Source organism: Mycobacterium asiaticum (assembly GCF_001673315.1).
In the GTDB taxonomy this organism is placed as follows: Bacteria; Actinomycetota; Actinomycetes; order Mycobacteriales; family Mycobacteriaceae; genus Mycobacterium; species Mycobacterium asiaticum_B.
On the sequence record NZ_LZLQ01000015.1, the window covers coordinates 142,395 to 165,288 of the forward strand.

Genomic DNA, 22,894 nt, shown 5'->3' on the forward strand with positions numbered 1-22,894 from the left:
CGTAGAGTCCGCTCTGGTAGGAGTCAATCAGCTGCTTGTGCCGAGGAGGCACCTCAGGCGCGAGTTCCTCACTCGTTCAAGATATTTGGCACCCGAAAGCATCGACCAGGAGGTGCGCGATCTACCGGGAATATCGCGGCGTTCGTGCGGGGTTGCCTTCTTCCCGTCACGCAATAGTGCAGAGGACGCGTCGTCGGACGACGCCTAGTGCCGCCGACTGAGCTCGACACCCTCCGACGAAGAGGTAGTGAATTGAATGCCGAACTACAGGAACGCGTTGCCCGTCTCGAGGCTCACGCCGAGATCAAGGCGTGCATAGAAAGGTACGCACGAGGGATGGACCGGCGGGACCGAGAGCTCCTCCGTTCGGCATACCACGACGGAGCCATCGACGATCACGTCGGCTTCATTGGAGAAGTCGACGAGTTCATCGATTGGGCGTTCGCTTACCACTCGACTCAGACCAGATATCAGCACTACCTGCTTAACCACACCGCGCAGATCGACGGCGACGAGGCGCACGCCGAGACTTACTATCTGTTCGTCGGCACCGACCGGGAGCCGGCGAATCATATGACCCTATCGGGCGGCCGATACGTGGACCGCCTGGAACGACGCGACAAACGCTGGGCCATCGTCGACCGCGTATGCGTTGTCGAGTGGAATGCCGAGTCGACGTCATTCGTCACCGACGAACTGGTCGCAATCATTGCCGAAACCGCCAGGGTGGCAACGCATGACCGAACCGATCCCTCCTACGACCGACCCCTGCGCGCGTCGCGACCCACAGCACCGACGTGAGGCTGCGCGCTACCCGGCACAACGCGTCGAATCGCAACATCGTTGCTGCTTGGGTTGCAATCGAAGTATCCATATCCACGTGCACGCCATCAAGAGGACCCGCGACGGGAGGACTCGGCGATGACTGACACCGTGAAGCGAGGCGCCGCCCGCAGCGGGTCGGCGAGCAGAAAAGGTCATCGCAACCCCAAGCTTGCCGCAGTAGCCGCCCAACGATCGGACGACGCCACCCGGCGTACCGAAATCTTGAAGACGGCAAGCACGGTCGTCGCCGCTACGGGTTTGAGGACTTCGTTGCAACAGATCGCGGATGCCGCGGGCATTCTGGCCGGCAGTCTGTATCACCATTTTGATTCGAAAGAAGCCATATTCGTCGAGCTTATTCGGCGCTATCACACCGATTTGGACCGTATCGGCGACCTTGCCCTCGATCGCATCGACGAACCTGACCGTCGCCCAGTATCCGACCAGGTCAGCGCGCTCGCATGTGAAATTGCCCGGTGCGCGGTCGAACATCTTGCCGCACTACAGATGTCGTTTTACGAAGGTCCCAGCAACGATCCCGAGCTCGTCCAGTTGGCTAAGCGCCCGCCGGCCAAGATCCAAGCCGCGATGCTGCAGGTGCTTCGGGCGGGTGTTTGGCGGGGCGATATTCGAACCGACTTCGATTTGCCGACTTTGGCCGATCGCATCTGCCAAAGCATGTTGCACGCCGGTCTCGACCCCGTCCGGCATAACGCCTCCGTCGACGAATTGGCCAAACTGAAAAGCCGGATCCTGCTGGGGGGTCTGGCAATCCACCCGTCTGCCGACGCCGAACTCGACAAGTCGCAGGCGTTCGCTATGGCGCAGGACGTCATCGAGAGTTGGGGGGACTCCGCTGATGACACCGATCTCAAGGCCGCTCACCTGCGGGCGGTGGCGCGCGCCGAATTCGGCCGGCGCGGGTATGAGATGACGACCATTCGCGACATCGCCGCAGCCTCTGGGTTGTGCACCGGGACGGTATACCGAATGATCGGCTCCAAGGATGAGCTGTTGCTGTCGATCATGGTCGAGTTCGGACGCAAGGTTGGCGGTGCGTGGACGGACATCGTCCGGTCGGATTCGACGACCGTCCAGAAACTGGATGCGTTGAGCTGGCTGAACATCAATGCCCTCGACCAATTCCCCGACGAGTTCCGCATACAGTTGGCGTGGCTGCGCCAAACGCCTCCCGACACGACCACTCCGGGATGGTCGTTCACCACCCGAATTCGGCAGATGAAAGCGCTTCTCGCCGAAGGGATTCGCGCGGGCGAGATACGAGACGAGAGCACTCCCGCGGAACATTTGGCTCGCTGCATTATCGGCGAGCAGTGGATCCCCGAAAACATCCTTCGGAACATCGGCGCGCGGAATTCGCTTTTGCTCGCCCGAGACACAACCTTGCGGGGAATCGCTCACCGCGACAAGTGACGATCGCGCATTTGGAAATCGCGCTTCTCGCGGCCGTGAATCGCGTGCCGCCGAGTTGCATACATGCTGTATGTGACATACAGTTTGCATGTCGAGTAGACGTGGGGGGTGTTGCCATCCGTCCGACTTGGAGGTTCGTCTTGGCGACGAGATCAGCGCGCACGCAGCAACCGCGACTGCGAAATGACTGATAAGCCACAGGTATCGGGCCGAGCAGCGACGGAACAGGAACGCAGACTGCGGTGAATACTGACGCGACGAGCGACGAGGTCGACGAGCAACAATCCGAAACTATTGCTGACCCGGCCGAGTCGACCCTATTATCGGGCCGTTCCAGGCTCTGGCTGCTCGTCGTGTGCTCGATGGGTGTACTTCTGGTCATTTCGTCGATGGTGGCGCTGAACGCCGCGTTGGGCGCTATCGCGAAGGAAACCCTTGCGACACAATCACAATTGACGTGGATAGTCGATGGCTACACGCTGGTGATGGCGTGTCTGCTGTTGCCTGCCGGCGCATTAGGGGATCGATACGGGAGGCGCACCGTCCTCCTGATCGGACTCGTCATCTTCGCCGCCGCGTCGCTGGCACCCATCTATTACGACAGCCCAACGTCCCTCATCATTGCGCGTGGTGTGACAGGAGTTGGCGCGGCAGCCATACTGCCGGCCACCCTCTCGTTGTTGACCGCGGCCTATCCGGAAGAAGAGCGCAACAAGGCAATTGGCATCTGGGCCGGCGTGTGCGCTTCGAGTGCGATAGTCGGCTTCATGGGGACCGCGATACTGACGCAGTTCGGTCCGTGGCAAACGATCTTCTGGGCATTCGTGGGATCAGCGGTACTGCTGTTTGTCTTGGCCCTCACCATCCCGTCGTCGAAGGATCCCGAGGCAACACCTATCGATTGGCTGGGTGCCCTGCTGATCGGTTCTGCGGTAGCAGTTTTCGTCTTCGGCGTTATAGAAGCTCCGCTTCGCGGGTGGAGCAACGCCACCGTGTACGGCTGCCTCGCCGGTGGCATTCTGCTCGCGATCATTTTCGGTTTTGTGGAACTGGGCCGCAAGCATCCATTACTTGACATCCGTGTATTCAGAAGACCCGACATGCTGACCGGGTCCATCGGCATGACGACATTGTTCTTCGCCATTTTCGGATTCTTCTTCTTGATCATGCAGTACATGCAGCTCGTGATGGGTTACAGCCCACTGCAAACCGCTGTCGCGCTGTGTCCGCTCGCGATCCCGCTACTCGTCTGTGCCGCGCTCACCCAGTGGTACCTGCCCCGCCTAGGGTTACGTATCTCCGTAGCAGCGGGACTCGCGATCCTGGCAGCAGGACTGTTATGCATGCGCCTGCTCGATGTCGACTCGACCTACTTCGACCTGGCCTGGCCGATGTTGGTCCTCAGTACCGGGATGGGCATTTGCAATGCGCCATCAACCACCGCGATTACCGGGGCAGTCCCGCTGAGTAAGCAAGGCGTGGCCTCGGCAATCAACGACACGACTCGGGAGGTTGGCGGTGCGCTGGGCATCGCTCTCGCCGGTTCGATCCTCGCTGCCGGATACAACCACGCCCTCGTCTCCTCCATTTCGGCATTGCCACCGACTATCAGGGAACCGGCGCTCGGTTCCCTTGCTCAAGCGCTGGCAATCTCTGATCGCATGGGTCCGCAAGGACGTGATTTGTCCAGGCACGCGAAGGACGCCTTCATGCTCGCGATGCATTCGTCTCTGTTGATGCTCGGAATAGTCGTACTGATTTCTGCTGCCGCCGTGGTTATCTGGGGCCCCGGACGGGATGGGCGGCAATTGCGCATCATCCGGCGCCTGGCTACCAAACGCAGTCATTCTGTTCGACGCGTTCGATGAGAGCTGGCATGCAAGGGGTGTTGTGCTGGGCTATTTCGCTCGCAGTCCATCCAGCAGGACGTTCAATGCCTGCACTCCCCTGTCCCGCGCGGCTTGCTGATCCGGTGCATTCGCGATGAACAGTGCCGTCTCGTTCGCGGCGGCCAGCAGGATGTGCGCCAACACGTCAGCCGGCCGTTCGGGTGCGATGTCGCCCTCTTCGATTGCACGCTCCAGCATTGCGCGCATGGCCCCCAGTCCGTAGACACTCTCCAGTTCGCGCCACCTCGCCCAGCCCAACACCGCCGGCCCGTCGATCAGAAGGATCTGCTGAACGTGGGGGGTGAGTGAAGCGTCGAGAAAGCCGATCAACCCTTGGTGCAATTGGTTCAGGGCGCCGTCCGCGGGATCGGCAAGACTCTGCGCAGCCGCCATGACAAGGTCCTCTTCCACCGCGATGAACACGGCTTCGAACAGCGCTTGCTTGTCGGCGAAGTGATGGTAGAGCGCGCCTCGTGTGCCGACTCGCGCCTCAGCGACGACTTCCTCTGTGCCCGTACGGTGGTAGCCCTTCTCCACGAACAGACGTCTGGCGGCGGACACCAGCGCGGCGCGCGTCGACTCTGCTTGCTGGGCACGCCGCGCCTTGGTGTCTAGCTCCTCGTCGCCGTTCGGCACCGCTACAGCCTATTGCATACAACCTGTAGGTCACCTACGCTCGGTTATCACATACAGTCTGTAGGTGATGCTCAACGCTGGCGTCATCTCCACCCCCGGAAGGGATTCGCTCATGTCTTCGCCAGCCGATGTTGTCCGCAACTTCTGCGCCCTGATGGAGCAGCGGGACGCCGAAGCGTTGCGTCCATTACTCGCCGAAGGGGCCGTTTATCAGAACGTGGGAATGCCCGCCTTCACCGGACCAGACGCGATCGTGGAGAACATGGCAGCGCAGTTCGCGATGTTCCCGGACGCCTACGCCTTCGAAATCGTCAACCTCGCCAGCGATGGATCCGTGGTGCTCACCGAACGGCTCGACTACATCCAGACTCCTGACGGAAGCAAGCCGGCCATCCCGGTGATGGGAACCTTCGTCGTCGACGACGACGGACGGATCACTCGCTGGACCGACTATTTCGACCTGAATCTGACGATCAAACTCCTTCAGGGCGAAGACATCAGCGCCCTAGTGCCTGCCACCACATGAGCTGGGACATCAACACTGACCTCGGCTCAACGGCGCTTGCTGTCGCTGCTCAACGGGCGGCAGAAACGGCACAGGATGACCCGCTGATCCAAGACGAGTTTGCGGCGGTGTTGGTGGCGGCGGCCAACGAACCGGGATGGCAACGGATCGCAGCCGGGGACCTGTCGTGGATGGGCACCGAGGATGCTGTCGGGCGTCGGGTTGCGCGAACCGGCCGGGAGTACGTCGCGACACGGACCGTTTTCTTCGACGAATTCTGTACTGACGCAGCCAGTTTAGGAATCAACCAATTCGTCATCTTGGCCGCCGGCCTCGACGCCCGTGCCTATCGCCTAGTCCCTCTCACCGGCAAGCGTGTGTACGAGATCGACCAACCCGCAGTCCAGGCGTTCAAAGACGCCGCCTTGACTGCGCATGGCGCTGCGCCGCTGGCCGACCTTCGCGCTATTCCTGGTGATCTGCACGATGAACGTTGGCCGCTGCTGTTGATGGAAGGGGGATGGGACAAGTCGCTGCCGACCGCTTGGCTCGTCGAGGGAATACTGCCCTACCTATCGTCGACCGAGCACAACGCACTGTTCGACACGCTCACCGAGCTCAGCGCACCGGATAGCCGACTGGCCGCCGAGGTATATCACCACGCGACAAAGCATTTCGGTGACGAACGGCTGAGCGCTTGGCGCGACGGAGCTGCCGAGATTGACGACGCGCTGGGCGTAGACGTGGATGTCACGACCTTCATCAAGAATCACGATGCCAGCAATACGGCGTCGTGGCTGGCCCAGCACGGGTGGAAAGTGGAATCCCTGGACAGCCGCGATTTGATGTCGCGCCTAGGCAGGCCAATCCCGCCTGACCTCCGCGACGTTGCGCCCGTTAGCTCACTGGTAACAGCGGTGCGCGTTGGTCCCACTATTAGCCCCACTTAGCCGACACTGAGCCATACACTTGCCGCGTGAATATCAGCGAGCTCATTGTCGGCGTAGCGACAGCCCCTGTCCGGGCTGGCGTCAAGGTAGCGGACGCCGGACTCGCCGCGGCGGCCATGGCGCTCGGGGCCGTGAAGCAATCATTGGGCGACGAGAGCGCGAAGCCGGTGGACCCGATCAACGATCTATTTCCGTTGCGCGGCGCAATCGTAGGCGCGAACCGAGTTGCCGAATTAACCGAAAGCGACAGGGCGATGGGCCGCGCTCTGGCCCGCGGCGGGCCAGCAGACAAGCTGATGCGTCCGGGTGGGGTTGTCGATATGTTGGACGCGCCCGGCGGTTTACTCGATCGGGTATCCGCGGGAGGTAGCTCCTCACTGGAGCGGATCCTGGCGCCCGGTGGGCTCATAGACCGACTGCTCGCTGAGGACGGACCGTTAGAGCGGATGTTCGCCGAGGACGGCATTATCGAGCGGATGTTTGTCGAGGACGGCATTGTCGACAAGCTGCTGGCCAAAAATGGACCGCTTGAGCAACTCACCGAGGCCGCCGAAATCCTGAGTCGGCTACAGCCCGCAGTGGAGAGGCTGACGCCCACCGCCGACACCCTTGAGTCTGCGGTCGACACCCTGAACAGGATGGTCAACTCGCTCAGTGGCATCAGCGAGCGCATTCCGCGGCGGCGTGCGACGCGGCCGCCTGTGCGTGCGAAGCGTGCCATAGACCAGGGTGCCGTCGAGGAGTGAACCGACCGGGTCACCGGTGCACGGTGGTGTCTCACACATAACCGAGAGTCGATGTTGACGAGATGTGCTTGTAGCACCGAAACACATCAATTCGTTTCGCGCGCAAAACGTTACCGAACAAAGTTCCTGATCGTTTGCATCTATGCATATACACCTTCGAGGCATCGTTGGCCCCAATCAATCGTGCTGCGTGCGCCGGTGAGGACAACCGCGCTCGCCGATGACGACGGGACTTTATCGCTGTGGCGCCGGTCGCCGTCGCGTCAGTGACCGCTCGGCCAAGATGGCTCGCGTCCGAAACTGGTTCTATCGGCGAGATCGAGTGCTAACGTCGCGCTCACCTGCAGTAACAAAGGGAGACCCACAATGGCGGCACCTGATCAGGACTGGACCACACCCGCGATGATGGCAATCCCGGCGGGTGGGTACTTCGAGCTCGAACGTGGCCGCTATGGTCCGGTCTTCCCTCGCACTCCGGCGTGCTACGGCTTCACCATCATCGCCAAAGTGAAGCCCGGTCAAGAAGAGACGATTCGTCAGCATGGCAGGAACCTGGAAGCCGCGGTGACGGCAAACCCGGAAGTGCTGGCTCCGCTCAAACTGCATTATTTGAGATGGCAGTTGTTCAATATCGGCTCGGATCTGTACTTCCAGTATCAGGGCATCTTCGACACGGACTTCGACAAGTACACCGAGGACGCAGTGCAGCTGTTCAGCCAGACGGGTATCGACACGATTTTCACGACCCTGGAGGGATTTCCGGAGGACTGGAAGGAACGTCCGGAAGGCTTCGTGCAGTTCGTCCGAGAGCACCACGTGCCCAGCTTCGTCGAATACGGCGAGTATCCATATGTCACTGCCGACGAAATCAAAAAGGCTCTGCGACTCAAGGCGGCGTTCTCCGACATGCTTGATCAGATGCAGTGACGGGCACTCAAGTCGGCGAACTCGAGTTCGACGACATTCAACACATCCTCCTGACGCGCACGCCGGCCATTACCGGACGCTACGAATTTCTGACCTTCGACACGTCGTCCGGCGGACGAGCGTGGCTCGCGGCGCTGCTCGACAAGGTCCAGTCCGCAGCCAATGCCCGCTCGACGATCGATACGTCCGACCGCTGGGTCACGCTGGCCTTTACCTGGCAGGGCTTGCGCGCACTCGGGGTGCCCCAAGACGCACTCGCGACGTTTCCCGACGCGTTCCGTGAGGGCATGGCAGCTCGTGCGGGCATCCTCGGCGACACCGGTGCGGCCGCACCACAACACTGGCTCGGCGGGCTCGCCGACGACCACCTGCATGCCATCGCGATTCTCTTCGCCCGCACCGAGGAGCAGTCCCGCGAGTCGATGGCCAACCATGACGAGCTGCTAGCCCGCACCGACGGAGTGCGCAGCCTCTCGCACCTCGATCTCAACGCGACGCCGCCGTTCAACTACGCCCACGATCACTTCGGTTTTCGCGACCGGATGTCCCAGCCGGTGATAAAGGGCTCCGGCGAGGATCCGACGCCCGGTTCCGGAGAGCCGCTCGAACCGGGCGAGTTCATCCTCGGCTACCCCGACGAAAACGGCCCCGTCGCCGACTTGCCGCAGCCCGAGACGCTGTCACGCAACGGCAGTTATATGGCTTATCGCCGACTCGAGGAGCACGTCGCCTTGTTCCGCGACTACCTACGGGCGAACTCCCAGACCGCGCAAGACGAAGAGCTTCTGGCCGCCAAGTTTATGGGCCGCTGGCGCAGCGGCGCGCCTCTGGTTCTCGCGCCCGACCGCGACGACCCGGAACTGGGCGCTGATCCGATGCGCAACAACGACTTCAACTACAAGGAGATGGACCCATTCGGTTACGCGTGCCCGTTGGGCTCGCATGCCAGGCGGCTCAACCCGCGCGACACCGCGCATTACATGAACCGGCGCCGGATGATCCGCCGCGGCGCGACCTATGGTCCCGCCCTGCCAGAAGGGGCACCGGACGACGGGGTGGAACGCGGCATCGCCGCCTTCATCATCTGCGCGAATCTGGTGCGGCAGTTCGAGTTTGCGCAGAACGTCTGGATCAACGACCAAAGCTTTCACGAGCTCGGCAACGAGCACGACCCGATCTGCGGGACCCAAGACGGAACTCTGGATTTCACGGTTCCGAAACGACCGATACGCAAGGTGCACAAGGGCATACCGGCATTCACCACCTTGCGCGGCGGTGCCTATTTCTTCCTCCCTGGCATCCGCGCGCTGAACTATTTAGCCACTCTGAGTGAAACGCCATGAGCGCCAAGGCACGTACGTACAACCAGACCCACATCGCGCGTCGCCGCAACGGCCGCCGACGGATCAGCATCTACTGGACGTGGAGCTACCCTTGGGAAGCGCAGCGCGATCCCGCCGAGATGTACAACCGGTTCTCCACCATGACCGAGGTGCGAAACGCGTTGTGGCCCAGCTACGAGACCGTCGAGTACGACCACGACCATTTTCTTCAGGGCATCGACGGAACCCTGGAGCTATTCCACCGTTCGACGCTGGCGTTTCAGGACCTCGCGGGTGAGGCGACCGGCCATCCGGTAGCGGTGTTTCAGCGCATCGATCAGGCCGGTTATCGGCTGCCGATCGACGAGCGGATCCTGGACGACACCGACACGCTGATGGTCTTCGGACTCGACCACTTACTGTCCGAACAACAAGCCACGGCTGCCGAGATCGCGGCGATCAGCCAATGGCTGCAACGTGAAGGCACGTGCCTGCTGCTAGCGCCGCATCACGATGTCGGCTTCACCGACGACTTCGACCAACGCCGGGTGGAGTACGCCCATCACGGCGATCCCCTGGTACCGCGCCAGCAGCGCTTTGGTCAGTACACCCGGTCCCTGATGAGTGCACTGGCCGTGCCGGTGCACAACACGTGGGGCTTACGTCCGGCGGTGGTGGAAGGAACCCGAGAAATCGCACCGCTGACAGGATTTCGTGACCTTGATGCGCTTGGGCTGCTCGACAATGTGACAACGTTCAACTTTCACCCGCACCTTCCGCACTACCAATTGACAGTCCCCGAAAGCGAAGGCTTACGCGTTCTGGGCCGACAACGCGTCGATCCGAACCGGCCGCACCCGTTCACCGCCGACGGCAACTCCGAGTTCAACGCTTTGATCTGGATGCCGCCAACCGGCGACCGTGCCGGAGACATAGTGCTCATCGACTCGACGCACTTCACCACGCTGTTCGGCGGCACCGACAGCCTCCGCAACCTCTGGCGCAACCTCGCCACCATGAGATGACCGTCGGCCTTTAGTCGCCTGGGACTGCGAGTCACCTGAACTCGGAACAATCCCGACGTTCGGGTTGTTCGCGCATAACGACGCGTTGCACGCACCGCACGTAAAATCCTGCTGGACAGGGGCGTTCCCTGAAAAGGCTGTGCTGATGTGAAGTGCGCTTTGGTCCCTGGCGTCGTGTGTCCACAAGGTCGCAGACTTAGTCGACCAATGTTGTCATCTCGAGGAGCGGGTTCGCGGGCGTTGGAGGTTGAGCGGGCGCGAGTTCCACGATCAAGCCGCAGGGCGCTGCGTCAGCGCAAGGAGCTACGCCGCCTAGTGGACCAGGCTCGGTATGCCCGGTAGGCCATCAACACTGCGAGGAGCCCGGTACTCACTAACCCCAAGGCGGTGCCGTGGGTGCATGCATTCAGCACAAACAAAGCCAGGAAGAGCACAGCCATCGCCGCGAAGAACGCCGGGCTGTACAGAGAGGTCATCTTCACGCGCGCGTCATGCCTGTAATTGGCGTGTCCGGAGTTCGGCATGCTAGTCATCATTCCAGTGCGCTGCCTCAATCGAGCATTTGTCCGCGGCGTCGATGCCGTCAGCGACGGCCCCGGTGCTGACGGCGATTTGACCGATCGCGGCAGGAATCCCCACGCCGGTTCCACCTTCGGGGACTGCAGTCAGGATTCCAACTATGCCGCCTGCGGGCTCCAGGAGGGCCTTCGTCATGTCGTACGTGCTGCATGGGGCTTTGGCCGGCGCGGCGGGGGCCGGACCGACGGCCGCGGGGTTCGGAAGTGGCGTCGTCGAAGGGCTCGGCAGCGGCGATGCGGGCAGACCAGGCTTAGGCGCTGGGGGTGCGGTCATGCTCTGTTCCAACTGGGGGATGACGCTGGGCTGGGCCGGTGGCGGCGGCGTCCCATCCGGGGTGTCCCAAGGGGCAAATGGTGGCGGGTTGGTGCCGGAACCGTTGTCTTGGGTGAACTCGACCAATCGGACGCCGTGGTGGTTGGTTCTTGGAGTTTGTGGCTGCGAAGCGTTAACGGCGGGCTGTGGCTGCCCCTCATTGCCATTGGTAGTTTGCGCTTGCCCGCAGCGGAATCTCCACATGTCACCGGCCTGTGCGACGCTTGCGGACGTGGTTGACCCTAGCCCCCATCACGACGAGATCCTCGACCTGCTGCGTCGTGCCTACTGTCACTACGGCTTCGCGCTGCGCGACGAGGATGCCGGCCTCTCTATCGCCGCAGCGGCCGCCAAGCGCGACGAGGTGAAGCTGGACCGGATCGTGGACCTACGGCGCGCGGTGCACCAGGTAGCCGAGAGCATTCACTCCGTCACGAAGAAGGAAGCCGGCCACGAAGACGGGGTGCTGCGGGCGCTGCTGCACTTCGAGCCCGAGATGTCGCGCGAATTGCGCGAGCACATCTATGGCCGACTCGCAGCGACGCAGCAAGAGTTCGGGTTGCGGGAAACGACGCAGCCGTTGCGCTGCGTGACCCGTGGCGCTCAGGCACGGCGACAGTGAACGTCAAGCGACCGGAACCTCGTCCCCGCCGAGGGGCCTCATCACCCATTGCGTCAGTGACATCTGCCGGCGGTCTTCCGTTCATGTCATAGCCCCACCCCGCGGCGATCCGCGGACTCGGTGGGGCTACCTGTTCCGAGGATCTCCCGTGTCCCGTACCGATGCCCATGCTCCGTTCCACGTCCGCATTGCTCGCCGTGAAATCGCCGTAACTCCCGTTCACCGCTGCCCTGGCGGTGAGTGTGACCTTCCTGACCTCGTTCCAGGCTGGGCAGACGCCGGCTCCCGCTGCTATCGGCAGTTCACCTTCACCGGCCGCTGCATCTGCTCGTGTTGGATGTGCCACTGGCACCGTCGTCCGGTGCAGCGCCGCGCGGTGGTGCGTGCCGATCTCCGGGCGGCGGCCCGCCACTGGAACAGCGGAGAACCGGTGGATGGTTGGGAGGTGCCAGATGACGGTGTCGCACCTGCGAGGGGAAATCAGGTTTGAGCAAACTGGGCACAATCTTGCCGTGTCACCATATTGCGTAACCTTCAGCGCCGCAATGGATTAGCCGTCCCAATGAGCCCGACAAAGCGAGCGGATCGGGGCTTATCTCAGTCATTCGCGATGAGTAAACGATGACTGCTGCGCCACCCCAAGCGCGCTCTGTCACCGTGGGAGCGGCCATATCGCAAGCGAAAACCTATCCGCAATCAGCCTGTTACCACACGCCACGCACGATGCTGAACGTCCCGCCTGTCCTCGTTCCTATCTTTGCCACAGCTCGAGACATAACGTCTACAGATACGATTATCTGTAGACGTTATGTACCATTAAACCTTGAGAAGAGGAGGTGACGGATGGAGGCCCTGACGCCGCGCACTGCGGGCCAAGCCGGCCTGTCGCGCAGCGGGCTCTACCGCGGCGCGCGCGCGGGTTGGTTGGATCGCATCGCTCGCGGCATCTACCTACCCGCGGATGCGTCGGCCGCCGATTGGGATCAGATCGAGGCCGCTACCCGCCGCCCCGACGCAACGATTTGCCTAACATCCGCGCTCGCCCATTACGACCTGATCGACGCGATTCCTGCCGCGCTGGACATCGCGATCCCACGGGGGTCGAGAACACCCACGAGCACAGGTGCGATCGCATGGCATCAATTCGACAGGGCCACATTCGAGATCGGACGTGAACAGATCGCGATCACCGGATCAGATCAAACGATCGGGATCTACTCTCCCGAGCGGTCGATCGCCGACGCGTTCCGGCTGCGCGGCGAGATCGGATACGAACTTGCCCGAGACGCGCTGCGGGAATGGTTGCGCCGTGGCGGCAAGCCAGCCCAGCTGATGGACATTGCTTCCCGCCTACCGCGGACCAAGTCCCCTGTCCTACGGGCATTGGAGATGCTGGGATGAGAGTCGGCGACGCGGTGTTTCGCCGGATTCAGTCGGTAGCCCGTTCCGCAACGGCCAAGAGCGGGTCTGGCACACCGACGCAGGAGTACCTGATCCGGCACACTCTCGAATCTTTCCTGGATCGGCTCACCCGCACCTCGCACCACCGCCGACATCTAATGCGGACACGACACCGGCCGATGCGACCGATCCACCAATCCCTCCATGCCCCCTGCCTCATACCGGGCCAACCAGGCATGCAGCGTTTGCCGCGACACCCCCGACTTCTCCGCCGCCTGACTAATCGACAACCCATCAGCAATCACTGACATCACGGCTTGATACCGCTGCTCAGCCACCGGTCAACTCCCTCATGGAGGGAGTGTCAAGGATCAACCGAAATAACTGTCAAGCATCAGCCGGAACACTTTCGCGCATCGCCGGAAACAGAATCCAGCCCAAAGCCCAGCTCAGGGGTTAAGAGTGGGGCGGGCGGGGCTCGAACCCGCGACCAACGGATTATGAGTCGGACGGTCTACGTTTCTAGCAAACCGGATTGGATCGCTCGACGGCCCAATCTCGCCTCTAAAGCCCTAGTCAGAAACCTTCCCGATTGGATTTCGGGTCGTTTCTCGCCAGCTTCGCAAACGCCGCTGGCAGGGGTGTACGCGAAAGTTCGCTGTCACGCTGCTGTCACGGGCACGCGCTGAGGTGGGGTCTAAGCAAGAGCGGGGTTAGTTTGTCAGTGCCGTGTGGGACCCTCGAAGCCGTGAGTGAAGAGCAATGGGACGGCCACCGCATGTGCGACGCCAACTCAGGACAGACCGTGTTTCGTGTGCGGGGTGCCCGCGTTTGCAATGCCAGCAGTGGCATGACCGAATACCGCATCAGGGACGACGGCAGAGTAGTACACGCCAACAGCGGACAGCTGGCGTTTCGGATCCGCGACGACGGACGTGTTGTGGAAGCAAATAGCGGCCAACTTCGGTACCGGCTGCGGGACTGACATGACCCAGGAAGACGACGACTACCAACACCCAAAGTGCTACGCCAACACTCGGGGTGGCTGCTCCAGCAAGATTTCCGGCGAACACTATGTGTCGCTAGGGCTGATCAAGCTGTATGGAAGCAACGATCCGGATTTCACAATCCAGCACAGAAGCGGCAAGGGCGTGGGTCACCCAGTGACGCCGAAGAACTTCAAAGCAAACATCCTGTGCCAGAAGCACAACACCGCGCTCAGCCCTGCGGATGACGCCGCGCTGGCGTTCGCGACCTTTCTGCGTCGCATCGCGCTTCAGTACGACGCCGGGGCGGGCGAATGGGGTGACGCCGAGCAAATCACCATCTCCGGTGACGATATGCAGCGGTGGGTGCTGAAAGTGTTCCTGAACCACGCTGTAACAGGACACTTCGCAATTCAACAACGCAAGTCGGTCACGTTTCCGCCGGAGGCGATTGATCTGCTGCTGGATCGGGCAGCTTGGCCGTCCACCTGGGGCCTAACGGTGCCAGGTGAACTAGGTAGAACCGACGTTCGGTGCTGTCCGTTCCAGACGAAGGACGTTGTTAACAGCCATTGGTGGGGCGTTGCGCCCTTTGTCCACAAGGACGAAACGTGGATAGGCGGCGGTGTAGTTGACCTGGCGCACGTCAGTTTTGGTCTGACGCTATTCAACCCGGGCCGCGGGATGCCGGGGTGGAACAATCCTGGGAACACACTGCGTGGATCCCTGCAGCGGCCAAGCTTCATCGGCTGGGAGATGGACGGCGTAGAGAAACGCATCAGGTTCGAGTGGGATTATCCGTTGCACCACATGGGCCTAACGTACAAGTTGACACCGCAGAACAAGGTTGATCGGCTTGCCGGCAAACTGCCAGTGGGACAGCACATCTGGCTTGAATAGCTAAGCCTCCAATCGATAGGGTTTCAACATGCATGCAGACGCTTGGGCAGCCTGGGGGACATGTATCGCGGCGGGTTTTGCTGGCCTGACGACGGTCATCGCCGGTGCGGCTGCTTGTTTTGCACGCGGCCAAGTTCTGGAAGCTCGCAGAACTCGCGAAAGAGTCGCCCAACCTAATGTTGTTGGCTTCGCTGACCACAACCCAACTAACTGGCAGTATCTGGACGTGGTGATCAGGAACTGTGGTCAGACACCGGCTTACGACATCGCCATCCAGATGAAGCCCTTAGATGTTTCTCCGTACCACAACTTGATCACGGGCGAAGATGTCGGCGTTTCCAATCTTTACGTGCCCAGCCACATTCCGATGCTCGCACCAGGACAAGAGTGGCGAACGCTGTGGGACTCTGCTGTCAAGCGCAAACAGCACGCAGATCAACTATCCGACGATGACATCGTTGGAGATATCTCGTTTCGGGACAACATGAATGACGAGCCGGGCAAGGGTCGGCCCTACAAGTCTCGAATCTGGATCAACCCTGGGATGTTTCGGAACATGTTGCGCCTCACAGAAATCGAACCGTCAAAACAAATCGCGAGTGAAATTGGCAAGATTGCAAGCACGATCAGTGGCTATCGCGATGACGAAAAGCCCATTTGGGTCTACACGCTGCCAGGCGAGCGCGAACACCAACGCCGCGAGGACAAGAGAGCTGACGAACGGCGGAAGTTAACCGAAGTGCACGACCACATAATCAGCAAGCTCACCCCAGAGGAACGGGAACAGCCGCGGAAAAAAGTCTAGCTGGATCGCTTCGACGCAAAGGACACGACATTATTGGCGCTCTGGGCAACCGGCCTACCAAACTTCGGTGCCGCCGTGTCATCCTCGCGGATGTAGTCGGCGTAGGTAGACAGCGTGAGAACGTAGCTGCTATGTCCCAACCACTTTGACACCTGCATGTAGTGCTCAACCTGTACCACAACTACTTCCAACCCGCCTTGTCCACCGGCCCAGTTGAAGTCCGCCACCTCCACAGCGGTGCTTCCGGCGCGGGTGCGCTTGCCGGGAAACAGCGGTGCGTGCGCAATGTACCTCTGGCCTTGTGTGCTCATCGCCGAGAAAGGGTGCACGGTCGTCAGGTAATCCCGCAGGTCGTCAGCCAGCCAGGTCGCTAGGGGCACTACGCGATCACTCTTGGCGGTCTTGGGTGTGCCGGCAATCCACTCCCCCTGTCTCTTAGTGGCAGTACGCCGAACACGCACAGCACCGACGGTGCCTGGGATGTCCGGTAGCGTTACATCGCCAACCTGCAGGCCCTGCAACTCCGCCGCCCGTACTCCGGTGTAGGCGGCGAACAGCACCGCCAGGGCGTACACGGGGTTGTTGCGCTGTGGGGCAATCCAGTCATGCAACGCCGCTACTTCACTGGACGCCAGCGGCCTGTGCTCAAACGGCTGCTTGGCTCGCAGGCTGGTGCCGGAGGGGTGTGGGCTGACAGCCTGCCGCTTAGTGCTACTGCGCCTACCGGAGACAACGGGGTTGGCGGCAATGGCTGATCGTCCACGGCGGTGTCAAGGATGCGCTTGAGCGTTTTGACAATCTGTTTCACCGTCTTCGGGCTGCGCACGGCAGTGTGTGTCTTTGCGCGTGCGAGTTGCTGCTTGCTGCTCTGCCGCTTGGTGACTTTTGCAGCTCTGGGTTTGCCGCGTGTTACGAAGTTGCGCTGGTAGGGCTTCAGCAGCTCGGCGCGAAAGCGGGCCACGTCGGCTGGGTCTGCTGCAGGGGGTGTGCATGGTTGCTGGCAAACTCTTCACCGATTTTTCGGGCAGCGGCGTTTCCGCCCACTCCGCACTTCCCAACGGTCCGTGTCGGCCCGCGCCCGCTGCGGCCTGGTCCATTGACACGCGTTTACTGGCAGATCCAAGCTGAAGGACATGAGCAAGAAGCTGATCACCGCAGCTGTGTTGGCGTTCGGGGTAGCCGTCGGGCTTGCACCGGCTGCACACGCTGACATCAATCGGGAAGTCTGCCTAGCCGTGATGGCTATGGGCGTAAATCCCTACGATCCCAGCGACCACTACGCCCTGAACATGCTCGAACGGTATCCGAACATGACTTTTAACCAGGCTAATGATCTGGTGAAACAGGCGTTTGGCTCGGTCCGATGGCACAACAACCCAATGTGCAACGGAGTAACGATTCCCGAGAACTACTGACTGCCGCACTCTGGGCGCACCTGTCGCAAAGGCCAACGGGTCAGAAAGAAGGTTGCGGCGCGCTCGCTGTCACACGCTGTCACAGTGCCGTTTCGGGCCGTCGAGGCAGTGCGGATCAAGAGCGTCCGCAAGCCTTCTAGCTGCGCAAAAATTTGGTGGGGCGGGCGGGGCTCGAACCCGCGACCAACGGATTATGAGTCCGCGGCTCTAACCAACTGAGCTACCGCCCCAGGCGCGGCGCACGACGAGTGCGCATCGCAGTAGACACTAGCGCGCAGCAACACCAGCCAAGCACCTGCACTCACTCAACCGGCCGCAGTCGGAACACCCTGATCTCCCGCGGCGCCGCCTGCTCGCGGTAGGCCTCGTACCCGGCGTAGAAATCCACCGCGGTCTTCCACGCCGCCTCCCGTTCCGGACCGCTCAACAGTTCAGCCCGATACCGGCGTGGTGGGCCGTTGTATTCGACCGTGCACTCCGGATTCGCCTTCAGATTGGCACTCCACGCCGGGTGCTTGTCCCTCCCGTAGTTGGACCCGATCGCCAACAGCCCGACGCCATCCCTGATCAGCGTCAGCGGATTCGTGCGCTCCTGCCCCGACTTGGCACCGATAGACGTAACAAGGCCGATCTTGCCGAAGCCCATGGTGCCGAACCGGCCACCCGTCCACGGGATCAGCCGCTTGTCGATGTGTGGCGCCACATGAACGGCCATCTGATAGCCGAACCGACTCATGGCTATGCGTTCGAAAACTGCCTCGTCAAACCGCAGCCGCCGCCCACGAAGAGGGCTTTCCCGTCGAAGAGACACACCATGCCGATACCCACCCACCGCGCCGCTAATCCTCGCCTTTACGTGCCTTGCGCCGCGCCTCCCAGGTGTATTGCTTGTACTCGTCCTGCACGTGCGTATCGCGGTGGTTGGCCGGACACAGCCACTGCCGGTCCATCCGGTCGCCATTACCTGTCATGTCGATGATCTGATAGTCAGCGTCGGCGCGACAGCTCAAGCAGTAGCTGGTGCCAACCTCAAGGATCTCCCCGATCACCTAAATCTTCCCCTCGCGCAACAAATGCCGAAACCGGCTGAAACACAACTCAATACAGGTAAACCACGGCGCCGTCTCCGCCATGGCACACCACCAATGCGCCGTCACCGGAGCAGGTCATCGCGTAGTGCCGACGCGTCACCGGACTCATCGCATCGACCTGCCGCGTCTCCGAGCTCACCGGGCCATTGGCGGCATATGCCAAACGAACCGCTTCGGCGAACTGACAGGTCGTATCGGAAGACCCGACCGCTGATGACGTCAACCCGCCCGCCGGCGCAGCCGTAGCAGGACAGACCAGCGCACCCGGCGGCAACGTCACGGGCTTCTTGGATGTGGACGTCGTCGACGTAGGAGCGTCCGCCGCCGGCACCCACGTCGGACAGTGCTGGGTCTTGAACGCCAGATCCGACGGCATGATCTGCACCAGCTGCGGCCAGCTGCCGGCGCCGTTGGCGATGGTGTCCGACAGGGTCCCGGACAACCCGCGCAGCCGCTCCCAATAACAGTCGTGCGCGCCTTCCGACCGGTAGGTGCCGGGCGCGATGTCGACGCCCACCTTGAAGGTGCCGTCTCCCGGGAAGGTAGCCGGTGCCCCGGCGACCGGGGTGGACGACGACGGCGGCAACGGCGGCACCGTTGTCCCGGGATAGATCGGCGGCATGTAGGACGTGGTGTCGCTGCGCCGAGTGATCGTGGGCGCGGCGGTTTTCGGACCGGCTCCCGAACACCCGGCCAAGACGCAAACCAAGAGGACGAAGACTACGCGACGGGCCATCTCGCGGCCGTCAGCTAAACACCGTCTGACCATTGACATCGATCAGATATCGCTCGGTCCCCGACTCCACCCGCGCCGCGTCCGCCCCCAACGACACCGCGATCTTGTTGCAGGAATTGCGCATGATGTCGAAGGTCAACTCCACGGCCTCGGCTTCGCTGAAGCAGGAGCGCACCTCGGCGGCATCGTCGACGGCGAGGTGCGCAGGGGTCCAAATTAGCGCATCTACATACCGCAGCGCTGCTTTAGCGCGCGCGTCCAGGACCGATGATGTCTCGAATCGGGCGATCTCGTCGTACAACGTCTCCGAACCGCCCGCATCCAGCGCATGCCCTTCCCGCAGCGACTTGCACAGCCGGCAGTTGTGCGCGTCGGCCACCCGCAGCCGCACCAGCTCAGACGTCACGGGGTCCAAGTCCCGCATCCGGGCCACCGCGGGCGCGAACTCGCCCAGTAACACTGCGGACGGCTCGCTGCCGTCGTCCCAATCGACGGCCTGGCCCACCCACTCCAAGTACGCAGCACCAACACCCAACGCTTCCAGGCCGGCTCGCACTCGCGGCACGAAGTCGGCGATAAAGATCGCCACGACAGCGCGAAAAGTGCTGTCGCCCAGATGCTTGAACATAGAAGACCGTTGCTCGACGGTGATCATCGAGACGTCGGTGCTGAATTGCTCGGCGAAGGCCGCCACCACCGCGTCGGCCTCCGATGGCGGCGCGTCAGACGGGGCGATGGGCAGCGGCGGTAACCCCAGCACCGAAGCGCACACCCGCCGCACCATCCCCGCCAGCGGCGCGTTACCACAAGACAACGCGACCAACCGCGCCAGTTGGTCAGTTTCGAGGGCAGCCACCCCCATACGGTAAACCTATTGAGCCTGGCTAACCGAGGACATGTGAAAGTCCGGTATCCGCAGCGACGGCATCGCGGCGCGGGTCGCCCAGTCGCCCCATTCCCGCGGCAGCGTCTGTTCGCTGACGCCGGCCTCGGTGGCCCGGCGCAGCAGATCCAGTGGGCTCTCGTTGAACCGGAAGTTGTTCACCGCTCCGGTCACCTCGCCGTCCTCGATCAGGTACACGCCATCTCGTGTCAGGCCCGTCAGCAGCAACGTCGTCGGGTCGACCTCGCGGATGTACCACAGCGTGGTCAGCAACAACCCGCGCTCGGTCGACGCGATCATGTCGGCCAGATCCGCCGACCCGCCCGTCATCACCAGGTTGTCGGCACCGACCGCGACCGGTACGTCGAACCGTGCGGCCGTGGCTCGCGGATAGGCCAGGGCGTTGATCACGCCGTCGCGGATCCAGTCCACCTGGCCGATCTCCATGCCATTGTCGAACACCGACGCCGTCTCACTTGAATTGCTCACCGCCACAAACGGTGTGCAGGCCAGGCCGGGCGCCATCGGGTCGGAGAACAACGTCAACGGCAGCGATGTAAGTCGCTCCCCCACCCGGGTCCCGCCGCCGGGCGCCGACAGGGCCGTCCGGCCTTCCTGTGCACCCCGGCCGCCCATCTTCCAGTTCAGGTAGATCATCATGTCGGCCACGGTCGAGGGCGGCATGATTGTTTCGTACCGTCCCGCAGGCAGTTCCACCGTTCGCGACGACCAGGACAACCTGGTGGACAGATCCGACAGCAGCGAATCAATCGACACATCAATGAAATCCGATGTACCGACGCCTGCCCAGGCGGACGCGTCGCCACGCTTGGCGTTGAGTTCGATGGCCCCGGTAGGCAGGGTGTAGCGCCGCCGCAACCCCGTCGAGGACGCCAGGAACGTCGTCGAACGACTGTGGTGGGCATAGCCGAACAACCGGTCCGCGCCGCGGAACGCCTTGCTCAACGGACCGGCGATCCCGGTGAATGCCGCCACCCCGGTACCGGGTACGGGGGCGTCCCAGTCGGCGGGCTCCCCCACATCGCCCAGCAGCGGGGCCGCGTCACCGGCTTCGGGCGCCGAGCGGGCCGCATCCTGCGACGACACCACCAGCCCCGGCAGTGCCGACGGGTCGGCGTCACCGGAGACCACAGAGCCCACATAAGCGCTAGAGCCCTGTCGCACAATGGAAATCACGGTCACGCTGCGGCTGACCGCAACGCCGTTAGTGGTCATCGTGTTGTTCGCCCAGCGCAGTGTCGCCTCGACCGTGTCGGTGACCAGCACCATGGTTTCGTCGGCCCGGCCGGCCTTCGCCGCCTCGGCCAGGACGATCTCGACGACGTGCTGCGGTGTGATCATCGGCCGCCCTCGGTCCGGGTATTGAGCACGTTGATGCTGCGGAACAGCGCGGACGGGCAGCCGTGACTGACCGGGGCCACCTGGCCGGGCTGCGCTTTACCGCAGTTCAACGCACCACCCAGCCGCCAGGTCGACTGCCCTCCAACAGCTTCCATCGAATTCCAGAAATCCGTGGTCGTCGCCTGGTAAGCGACGTCGCGCAACTGCCCGTACAACGCACCGTCCCGTATTCGATAGAAACGTTGTCCGGTGAACTGGAAGTTGTACCGCTGCATGTCGATTGACCACGACTTGTCGCCGACGATGTAGATGCCGTCGTCGATGCGTGCGATGAGATCTGCGGTGGACAGATCCGAAGAGCCCGGCTGCAGCGACACATTGGCCATCCGCTGAATCGGCACGTGGTGCGCCGAGTCGGCGTAGGAGCAGCCGTTGGAACGCTCCTGACCCAACCGCGGTGCGAACACCCGGTCCAGTTGGTAGCCGACGAACACTCCGTCGCGCACCAGGTCCCAGCTTTGCGCCTCGACCCCTTCGTCGTCGTAACCTACTGTGGCCAGGCCGTATTGGACGGTGCGGTCGGCGGTCACATTCATCACCGGCGAACCGTATTGCATCGACCCGAGTTTGTCCGGGGTGGCGAAGGACGTCCCGGCGTAGGCGGCTTCGTAACCGATAGCACGGTCGTATTCGGTTGCGTGGCCGATGGATTCGTGGATAGTCAGCCACAGGTTGGACGGGTCGATCACCAGATCCGTGGGGCCGGGCATCACTGACGGCGCGCGCATCTTCTCATACAGCAGGTCCGGGAGTTCGGCGAGCTCGGCGGTCCAGTCCCACACAGAATCGCCGGCCACCGCTTCCCAGCCGCGCGCGGTCGGCGGGGCCAGCGTACGCATCGAGTCGAAGCTGCCCGCCCGGGCGTCGATGCTGACGGCCTCCACCGAGGGTTGCAGCCGCACCCGCTGCTGGGTGATCGAGGAACCGAAGCTGTCGGCGTAGAAAGTCTGCTCTTTGACCGCGGTCAGACCGGCCGACACGTGGTCCACGCCGTCGGCGTCCAACAGCCGCCCGGAATAATCCTGCAGCACCCCGATCTTCTCCGACGCCGAAACGGTGAACGGGTCGATCTCGTAGTCCGACACCCAGCTGGCGTCGGCGTACACCGGCTCGGCTGCCAACCGGACCTGTTCGGTGTTCAGGGCCGCGAGGACGGTGGCTATCTGCGCGGCGTGCCGCGCGGTGCGGGCCGCCACCTCCGCCGACAGCTCGGCGTGCGAGGCGAACCCCCAGGTCCCCGCCACGATCACCCGTACCGACAGCCCAACCTCACGGCTGATCACCGCGGTCTCCAACTCGCCGTCGCGCAACTGGATGATCTCGGTGCTGATGCGATGAATCCGCAGGTCGGCGTAGCTGGCTCCGGCCTCCCTGGCCGCCGACAGTGCGGCGTCTGCCAGCTGATGGCGCGGCAGGTCCAGGAAGTCGGAATCGATCCCCCGGTTCGATGTCACGGTCCCACCGTAACGACCGGCTTTAATAC

Annotated in this window: 25 protein-coding genes, 1 tRNA gene and 1 pseudogene; 15 read left to right on the plus strand and 12 right to left on the minus strand. The window is 62.4% G+C overall.

The genetic code is table 11. The annotated features are described in order from the left end of the window. Positions 1 to 207: 207 nt before the first annotated feature. From A5636_RS01985 to A5636_RS01995, 3 genes are all read left to right on the plus strand, one after another. A complete protein-coding gene (locus tag A5636_RS01985) occupies positions 208 to 801 on the plus strand; it encodes a nuclear transport factor 2 family protein (protein ID WP_301336662.1) in 594 nt (197 codons plus the stop codon). 120 nt (positions 802 to 921) lie between these two features. Next, complete coding sequence (locus tag A5636_RS01990; RefSeq protein ID WP_065157010.1) at positions 922 to 2,259, plus strand: TetR/AcrR family transcriptional regulator; 1,338 nt, start codon at positions 922 to 924, stop codon at positions 2,257 to 2,259. Between the two features lie 362 nt (positions 2,260 to 2,621). Next, a complete protein-coding gene (locus A5636_RS01995) occupies positions 2,622 to 4,127 on the plus strand; it encodes an MFS transporter (protein ID WP_081287560.1) in 1,506 nt (501 codons plus the stop codon). A gap of 30 nt (positions 4,128 to 4,157) precedes the next feature. On the opposite strand, the gene A5636_RS02000 is transcribed toward A5636_RS01995, so the two are convergent. After that, positions 4,158 to 4,784 carry a TetR/AcrR family transcriptional regulator gene (locus tag A5636_RS02000; protein ID WP_065157011.1) on the minus strand — a complete coding sequence of 209 codons (627 nt, stop codon included), beginning with the start codon at positions 4,782 to 4,784 and terminating at the stop codon, positions 4,158 to 4,160. A gap of 112 nt (positions 4,785 to 4,896) precedes the next feature. On the opposite strand from A5636_RS02000, the gene A5636_RS02005 reads away from it, so the two are divergent. The 6 genes from A5636_RS02005 (at position 4,897) to A5636_RS02030 (ending at position 10,259) form a co-directional block, all read left to right on the plus strand. Beyond that, the gene (locus tag A5636_RS02005) at positions 4,897 to 5,310 is read left to right on the plus strand and encodes a limonene-1,2-epoxide hydrolase family protein (protein ID WP_065157012.1); all 414 of its coding nucleotides are present in this window, start codon (positions 4,897 to 4,899) and stop codon (positions 5,308 to 5,310) included. Beyond that, on the plus strand, positions 5,307 to 6,239 hold the full coding sequence (locus A5636_RS02010) for an SAM-dependent methyltransferase (RefSeq protein ID WP_065157013.1): 933 nt from the start codon (positions 5,307 to 5,309) through the stop codon (positions 6,237 to 6,239). Before A5636_RS02005 ends, A5636_RS02010 begins: the two co-directional genes overlap by 4 nt. Positions 6,240 to 6,265: 26 nt before the next feature. After that, a complete protein-coding gene (locus tag A5636_RS02015; RefSeq protein ID WP_065157014.1) occupies positions 6,266 to 6,985 on the plus strand; it encodes a hypothetical protein in 720 nt (239 codons plus the stop codon). A 366-nt stretch (positions 6,986 to 7,351) separates the two neighbouring features. Next, positions 7,352 to 7,912: a hypothetical protein gene (locus A5636_RS02020; protein ID WP_065157015.1), complete on the plus strand. Its 561-nt coding sequence runs from the start codon at positions 7,352 to 7,354 to the stop codon at positions 7,910 to 7,912. Continuing rightward, a complete protein-coding gene (locus A5636_RS02025) occupies positions 7,909 to 9,255 on the plus strand; it encodes a Dyp-type peroxidase (protein ID WP_065157016.1) in 1,347 nt (448 codons plus the stop codon). The genes A5636_RS02020 and A5636_RS02025 overlap by 4 nt, the downstream gene beginning before the upstream one ends. After that, entirely contained in the window at positions 9,252 to 10,259 is a 1,008-nt protein-coding gene (locus A5636_RS02030; protein WP_065157017.1) for a hypothetical protein, read from the plus strand. Before A5636_RS02025 ends, A5636_RS02030 begins: the two co-directional genes overlap by 4 nt. 290 nt (positions 10,260 to 10,549) lie before the next feature. On the opposite strand, the gene A5636_RS27690 is transcribed toward A5636_RS02030, so the two are convergent. Further along, entirely contained in the window at positions 10,550 to 10,741 is a 192-nt protein-coding gene (locus A5636_RS27690) for a hypothetical protein (protein ID WP_437339786.1), read from the minus strand. A 43-nt stretch (positions 10,742 to 10,784) separates the two neighbouring features. Next, positions 10,785 to 11,237 (minus strand): hypothetical protein, encoded by a 453-nt coding sequence (locus tag A5636_RS02040; RefSeq protein WP_253900456.1) that lies wholly within the window; start codon positions 11,235 to 11,237, stop codon positions 10,785 to 10,787. Between the two features lie 145 nt (positions 11,238 to 11,382). On the opposite strand from A5636_RS02040, the gene A5636_RS02045 reads away from it, so the two are divergent. Together A5636_RS02045 and A5636_RS02050 are read left to right on the plus strand one after the other, a co-directional pair. Then, positions 11,383 to 11,772 (plus strand): hypothetical protein, encoded by a 390-nt coding sequence (locus A5636_RS02045; protein WP_155763499.1) that lies wholly within the window; start codon positions 11,383 to 11,385, stop codon positions 11,770 to 11,772. Between the two features lie 843 nt (positions 11,773 to 12,615). Next, on the plus strand, positions 12,616 to 13,173 hold the full coding sequence (locus A5636_RS02050) for a type IV toxin-antitoxin system AbiEi family antitoxin domain-containing protein (protein WP_065157019.1): 558 nt from the start codon (positions 12,616 to 12,618) through the stop codon (positions 13,171 to 13,173). A gap of 158 nt (positions 13,174 to 13,331) precedes the next feature. On the opposite strand, the pseudogene A5636_RS25175 reads toward A5636_RS02050, so the two are convergent. Next, positions 13,332 to 13,527 (minus strand): annotated as a pseudogene (locus A5636_RS25175) (helix-turn-helix domain-containing protein); the annotation flags it as partial. Between the two features lie 394 nt (positions 13,528 to 13,921). Between A5636_RS25175 and A5636_RS02055 the strand changes: the two are divergent. Genes A5636_RS02055 through A5636_RS02065 form a run of 3 tightly spaced genes read left to right on the plus strand, consistent with a single transcriptional unit; the run spans position 13,922 to position 15,864 of the window. Further along, positions 13,922 to 14,158 carry a hypothetical protein gene (locus A5636_RS02055; protein WP_065157020.1) on the plus strand — a complete coding sequence of 79 codons (237 nt, stop codon included), beginning with the start codon at positions 13,922 to 13,924 and terminating at the stop codon, positions 14,156 to 14,158. Position 14,159: 1 nt separating this feature from the next. Continuing rightward, positions 14,160 to 15,059 carry a hypothetical protein gene (locus A5636_RS02060; RefSeq protein ID WP_065157021.1) on the plus strand — a complete coding sequence of 300 codons (900 nt, stop codon included), beginning with the start codon at positions 14,160 to 14,162 and terminating at the stop codon, positions 15,057 to 15,059. A 28-nt stretch (positions 15,060 to 15,087) separates the two neighbouring features. Then, the gene (locus A5636_RS02065; RefSeq protein WP_155763500.1) at positions 15,088 to 15,864 is read left to right on the plus strand and encodes a hypothetical protein; all 777 of its coding nucleotides are present in this window, start codon (positions 15,088 to 15,090) and stop codon (positions 15,862 to 15,864) included. Here A5636_RS02065 and A5636_RS26750 read toward each other — a convergent pair. Then, a complete protein-coding gene (locus A5636_RS26750) occupies positions 15,861 to 16,475 on the minus strand; it encodes a hypothetical protein (RefSeq protein ID WP_216638800.1) in 615 nt (204 codons plus the stop codon). The genes A5636_RS02065 and A5636_RS26750 overlap by 4 nt on opposite strands. Before the next feature lie 522 nt (positions 16,476 to 16,997). Here A5636_RS26750 and A5636_RS02075 point away from each other — a divergent pair. Beyond that, the gene (locus A5636_RS02075; RefSeq protein ID WP_065157024.1) at positions 16,998 to 17,279 is read left to right on the plus strand and encodes a hypothetical protein; all 282 of its coding nucleotides are present in this window, start codon (positions 16,998 to 17,000) and stop codon (positions 17,277 to 17,279) included. A 153-nt stretch (positions 17,280 to 17,432) separates the two neighbouring features. On the opposite strand, the gene A5636_RS02080 is transcribed toward A5636_RS02075, so the two are convergent. From A5636_RS02080 to A5636_RS02110, 7 genes are all read right to left on the minus strand, one after another. Then, a tRNA-Ile gene (locus tag A5636_RS02080) sits at positions 17,433 to 17,509 on the minus strand. A 71-nt stretch (positions 17,510 to 17,580) separates the two neighbouring features. After that, on the minus strand, positions 17,581 to 18,015 hold the full coding sequence (locus tag A5636_RS02085) for a nitroreductase family deazaflavin-dependent oxidoreductase (RefSeq protein WP_253900457.1): 435 nt from the start codon (positions 18,013 to 18,015) through the stop codon (positions 17,581 to 17,583). Between the two features lie 103 nt (positions 18,016 to 18,118). Then, positions 18,119 to 18,328 carry a hypothetical protein gene (locus tag A5636_RS02090; protein WP_065157025.1) on the minus strand — a complete coding sequence of 70 codons (210 nt, stop codon included), beginning with the start codon at positions 18,326 to 18,328 and terminating at the stop codon, positions 18,119 to 18,121. Between the two features lie 49 nt (positions 18,329 to 18,377). Further along, positions 18,378 to 19,106, minus strand: coding sequence for a hypothetical protein (locus tag A5636_RS02095; protein ID WP_253900458.1), 729 nt, complete (start codon positions 19,104 to 19,106; stop codon positions 18,378 to 18,380). Between the two features lie 10 nt (positions 19,107 to 19,116). Next, complete coding sequence (locus A5636_RS02100) at positions 19,117 to 19,968, minus strand: carboxymuconolactone decarboxylase family protein (protein WP_065157026.1); 852 nt, start codon at positions 19,966 to 19,968, stop codon at positions 19,117 to 19,119. A gap of 9 nt (positions 19,969 to 19,977) precedes the next feature. Continuing rightward, entirely contained in the window at positions 19,978 to 21,351 is a 1,374-nt protein-coding gene (locus tag A5636_RS02105; RefSeq protein WP_065157027.1) for a TldD/PmbA family protein, read from the minus strand. Continuing rightward, a complete protein-coding gene (locus A5636_RS02110; RefSeq protein ID WP_065157028.1) occupies positions 21,348 to 22,865 on the minus strand; it encodes a TldD/PmbA family protein in 1,518 nt (505 codons plus the stop codon). Before A5636_RS02110 ends, A5636_RS02105 begins: the two co-directional genes overlap by 4 nt. Positions 22,866 to 22,894: the final 29 nt, after the last annotated feature.

Bases quoted from the DNA above. Each gene is read 5' to 3' on its own strand.
- A5636_RS02060 (WP_065157021.1), top strand. From the start codon at position 14,160: ATGACCCAGGAAGACGACGACTACCAACACCCAAAGTGCTACGCCAAC.
- A5636_RS02030 (WP_065157017.1), top strand. From the start codon at position 9,252: ATGAGCGCCAAGGCACGTACGTACAACCAGACCCACATCGCGCGTCGC.
- A5636_RS02085 (WP_253900457.1), bottom strand. From the start codon at position 18,015: ATGAGTCGGTTCGGCTATCAGATGGCCGTTCATGTGGCGCCACACATC.
- A5636_RS02005 (WP_065157012.1), top strand. From the start codon at position 4,897: ATGTCTTCGCCAGCCGATGTTGTCCGCAACTTCTGCGCCCTGATGGAG.
- A5636_RS02050 (WP_065157019.1), top strand. From the start codon at position 12,616: ATGGAGGCCCTGACGCCGCGCACTGCGGGCCAAGCCGGCCTGTCGCGC.
- A5636_RS02065 (WP_155763500.1), top strand. From the start codon at position 15,088: ATGCATGCAGACGCTTGGGCAGCCTGGGGGACATGTATCGCGGCGGGT.
- A5636_RS02010 (WP_065157013.1), top strand. From the start codon at position 5,307: ATGAGCTGGGACATCAACACTGACCTCGGCTCAACGGCGCTTGCTGTC.
- A5636_RS02105 (WP_065157027.1), bottom strand. From the start codon at position 21,351: ATGATCACACCGCAGCACGTCGTCGAGATCGTCCTGGCCGAGGCGGCG.
- A5636_RS02095 (WP_253900458.1), bottom strand. From the start codon at position 19,106: ATGGCCCGTCGCGTAGTCTTCGTCCTCTTGGTTTGCGTCTTGGCCGGG.
- A5636_RS01990 (WP_065157010.1), top strand. From the start codon at position 922: ATGACTGACACCGTGAAGCGAGGCGCCGCCCGCAGCGGGTCGGCGAGC.
- A5636_RS02020 (WP_065157015.1), top strand. From the start codon at position 7,352: ATGGCGGCACCTGATCAGGACTGGACCACACCCGCGATGATGGCAATC.
- A5636_RS02100 (WP_065157026.1), bottom strand. From the start codon at position 19,968: ATGGGGGTGGCTGCCCTCGAAACTGACCAACTGGCGCGGTTGGTCGCG.
- A5636_RS01995 (WP_081287560.1), top strand. From the start codon at position 2,622: ATGGGTGTACTTCTGGTCATTTCGTCGATGGTGGCGCTGAACGCCGCG.
- A5636_RS02075 (WP_065157024.1), top strand. From the start codon at position 16,998: ATGAGCAAGAAGCTGATCACCGCAGCTGTGTTGGCGTTCGGGGTAGCC.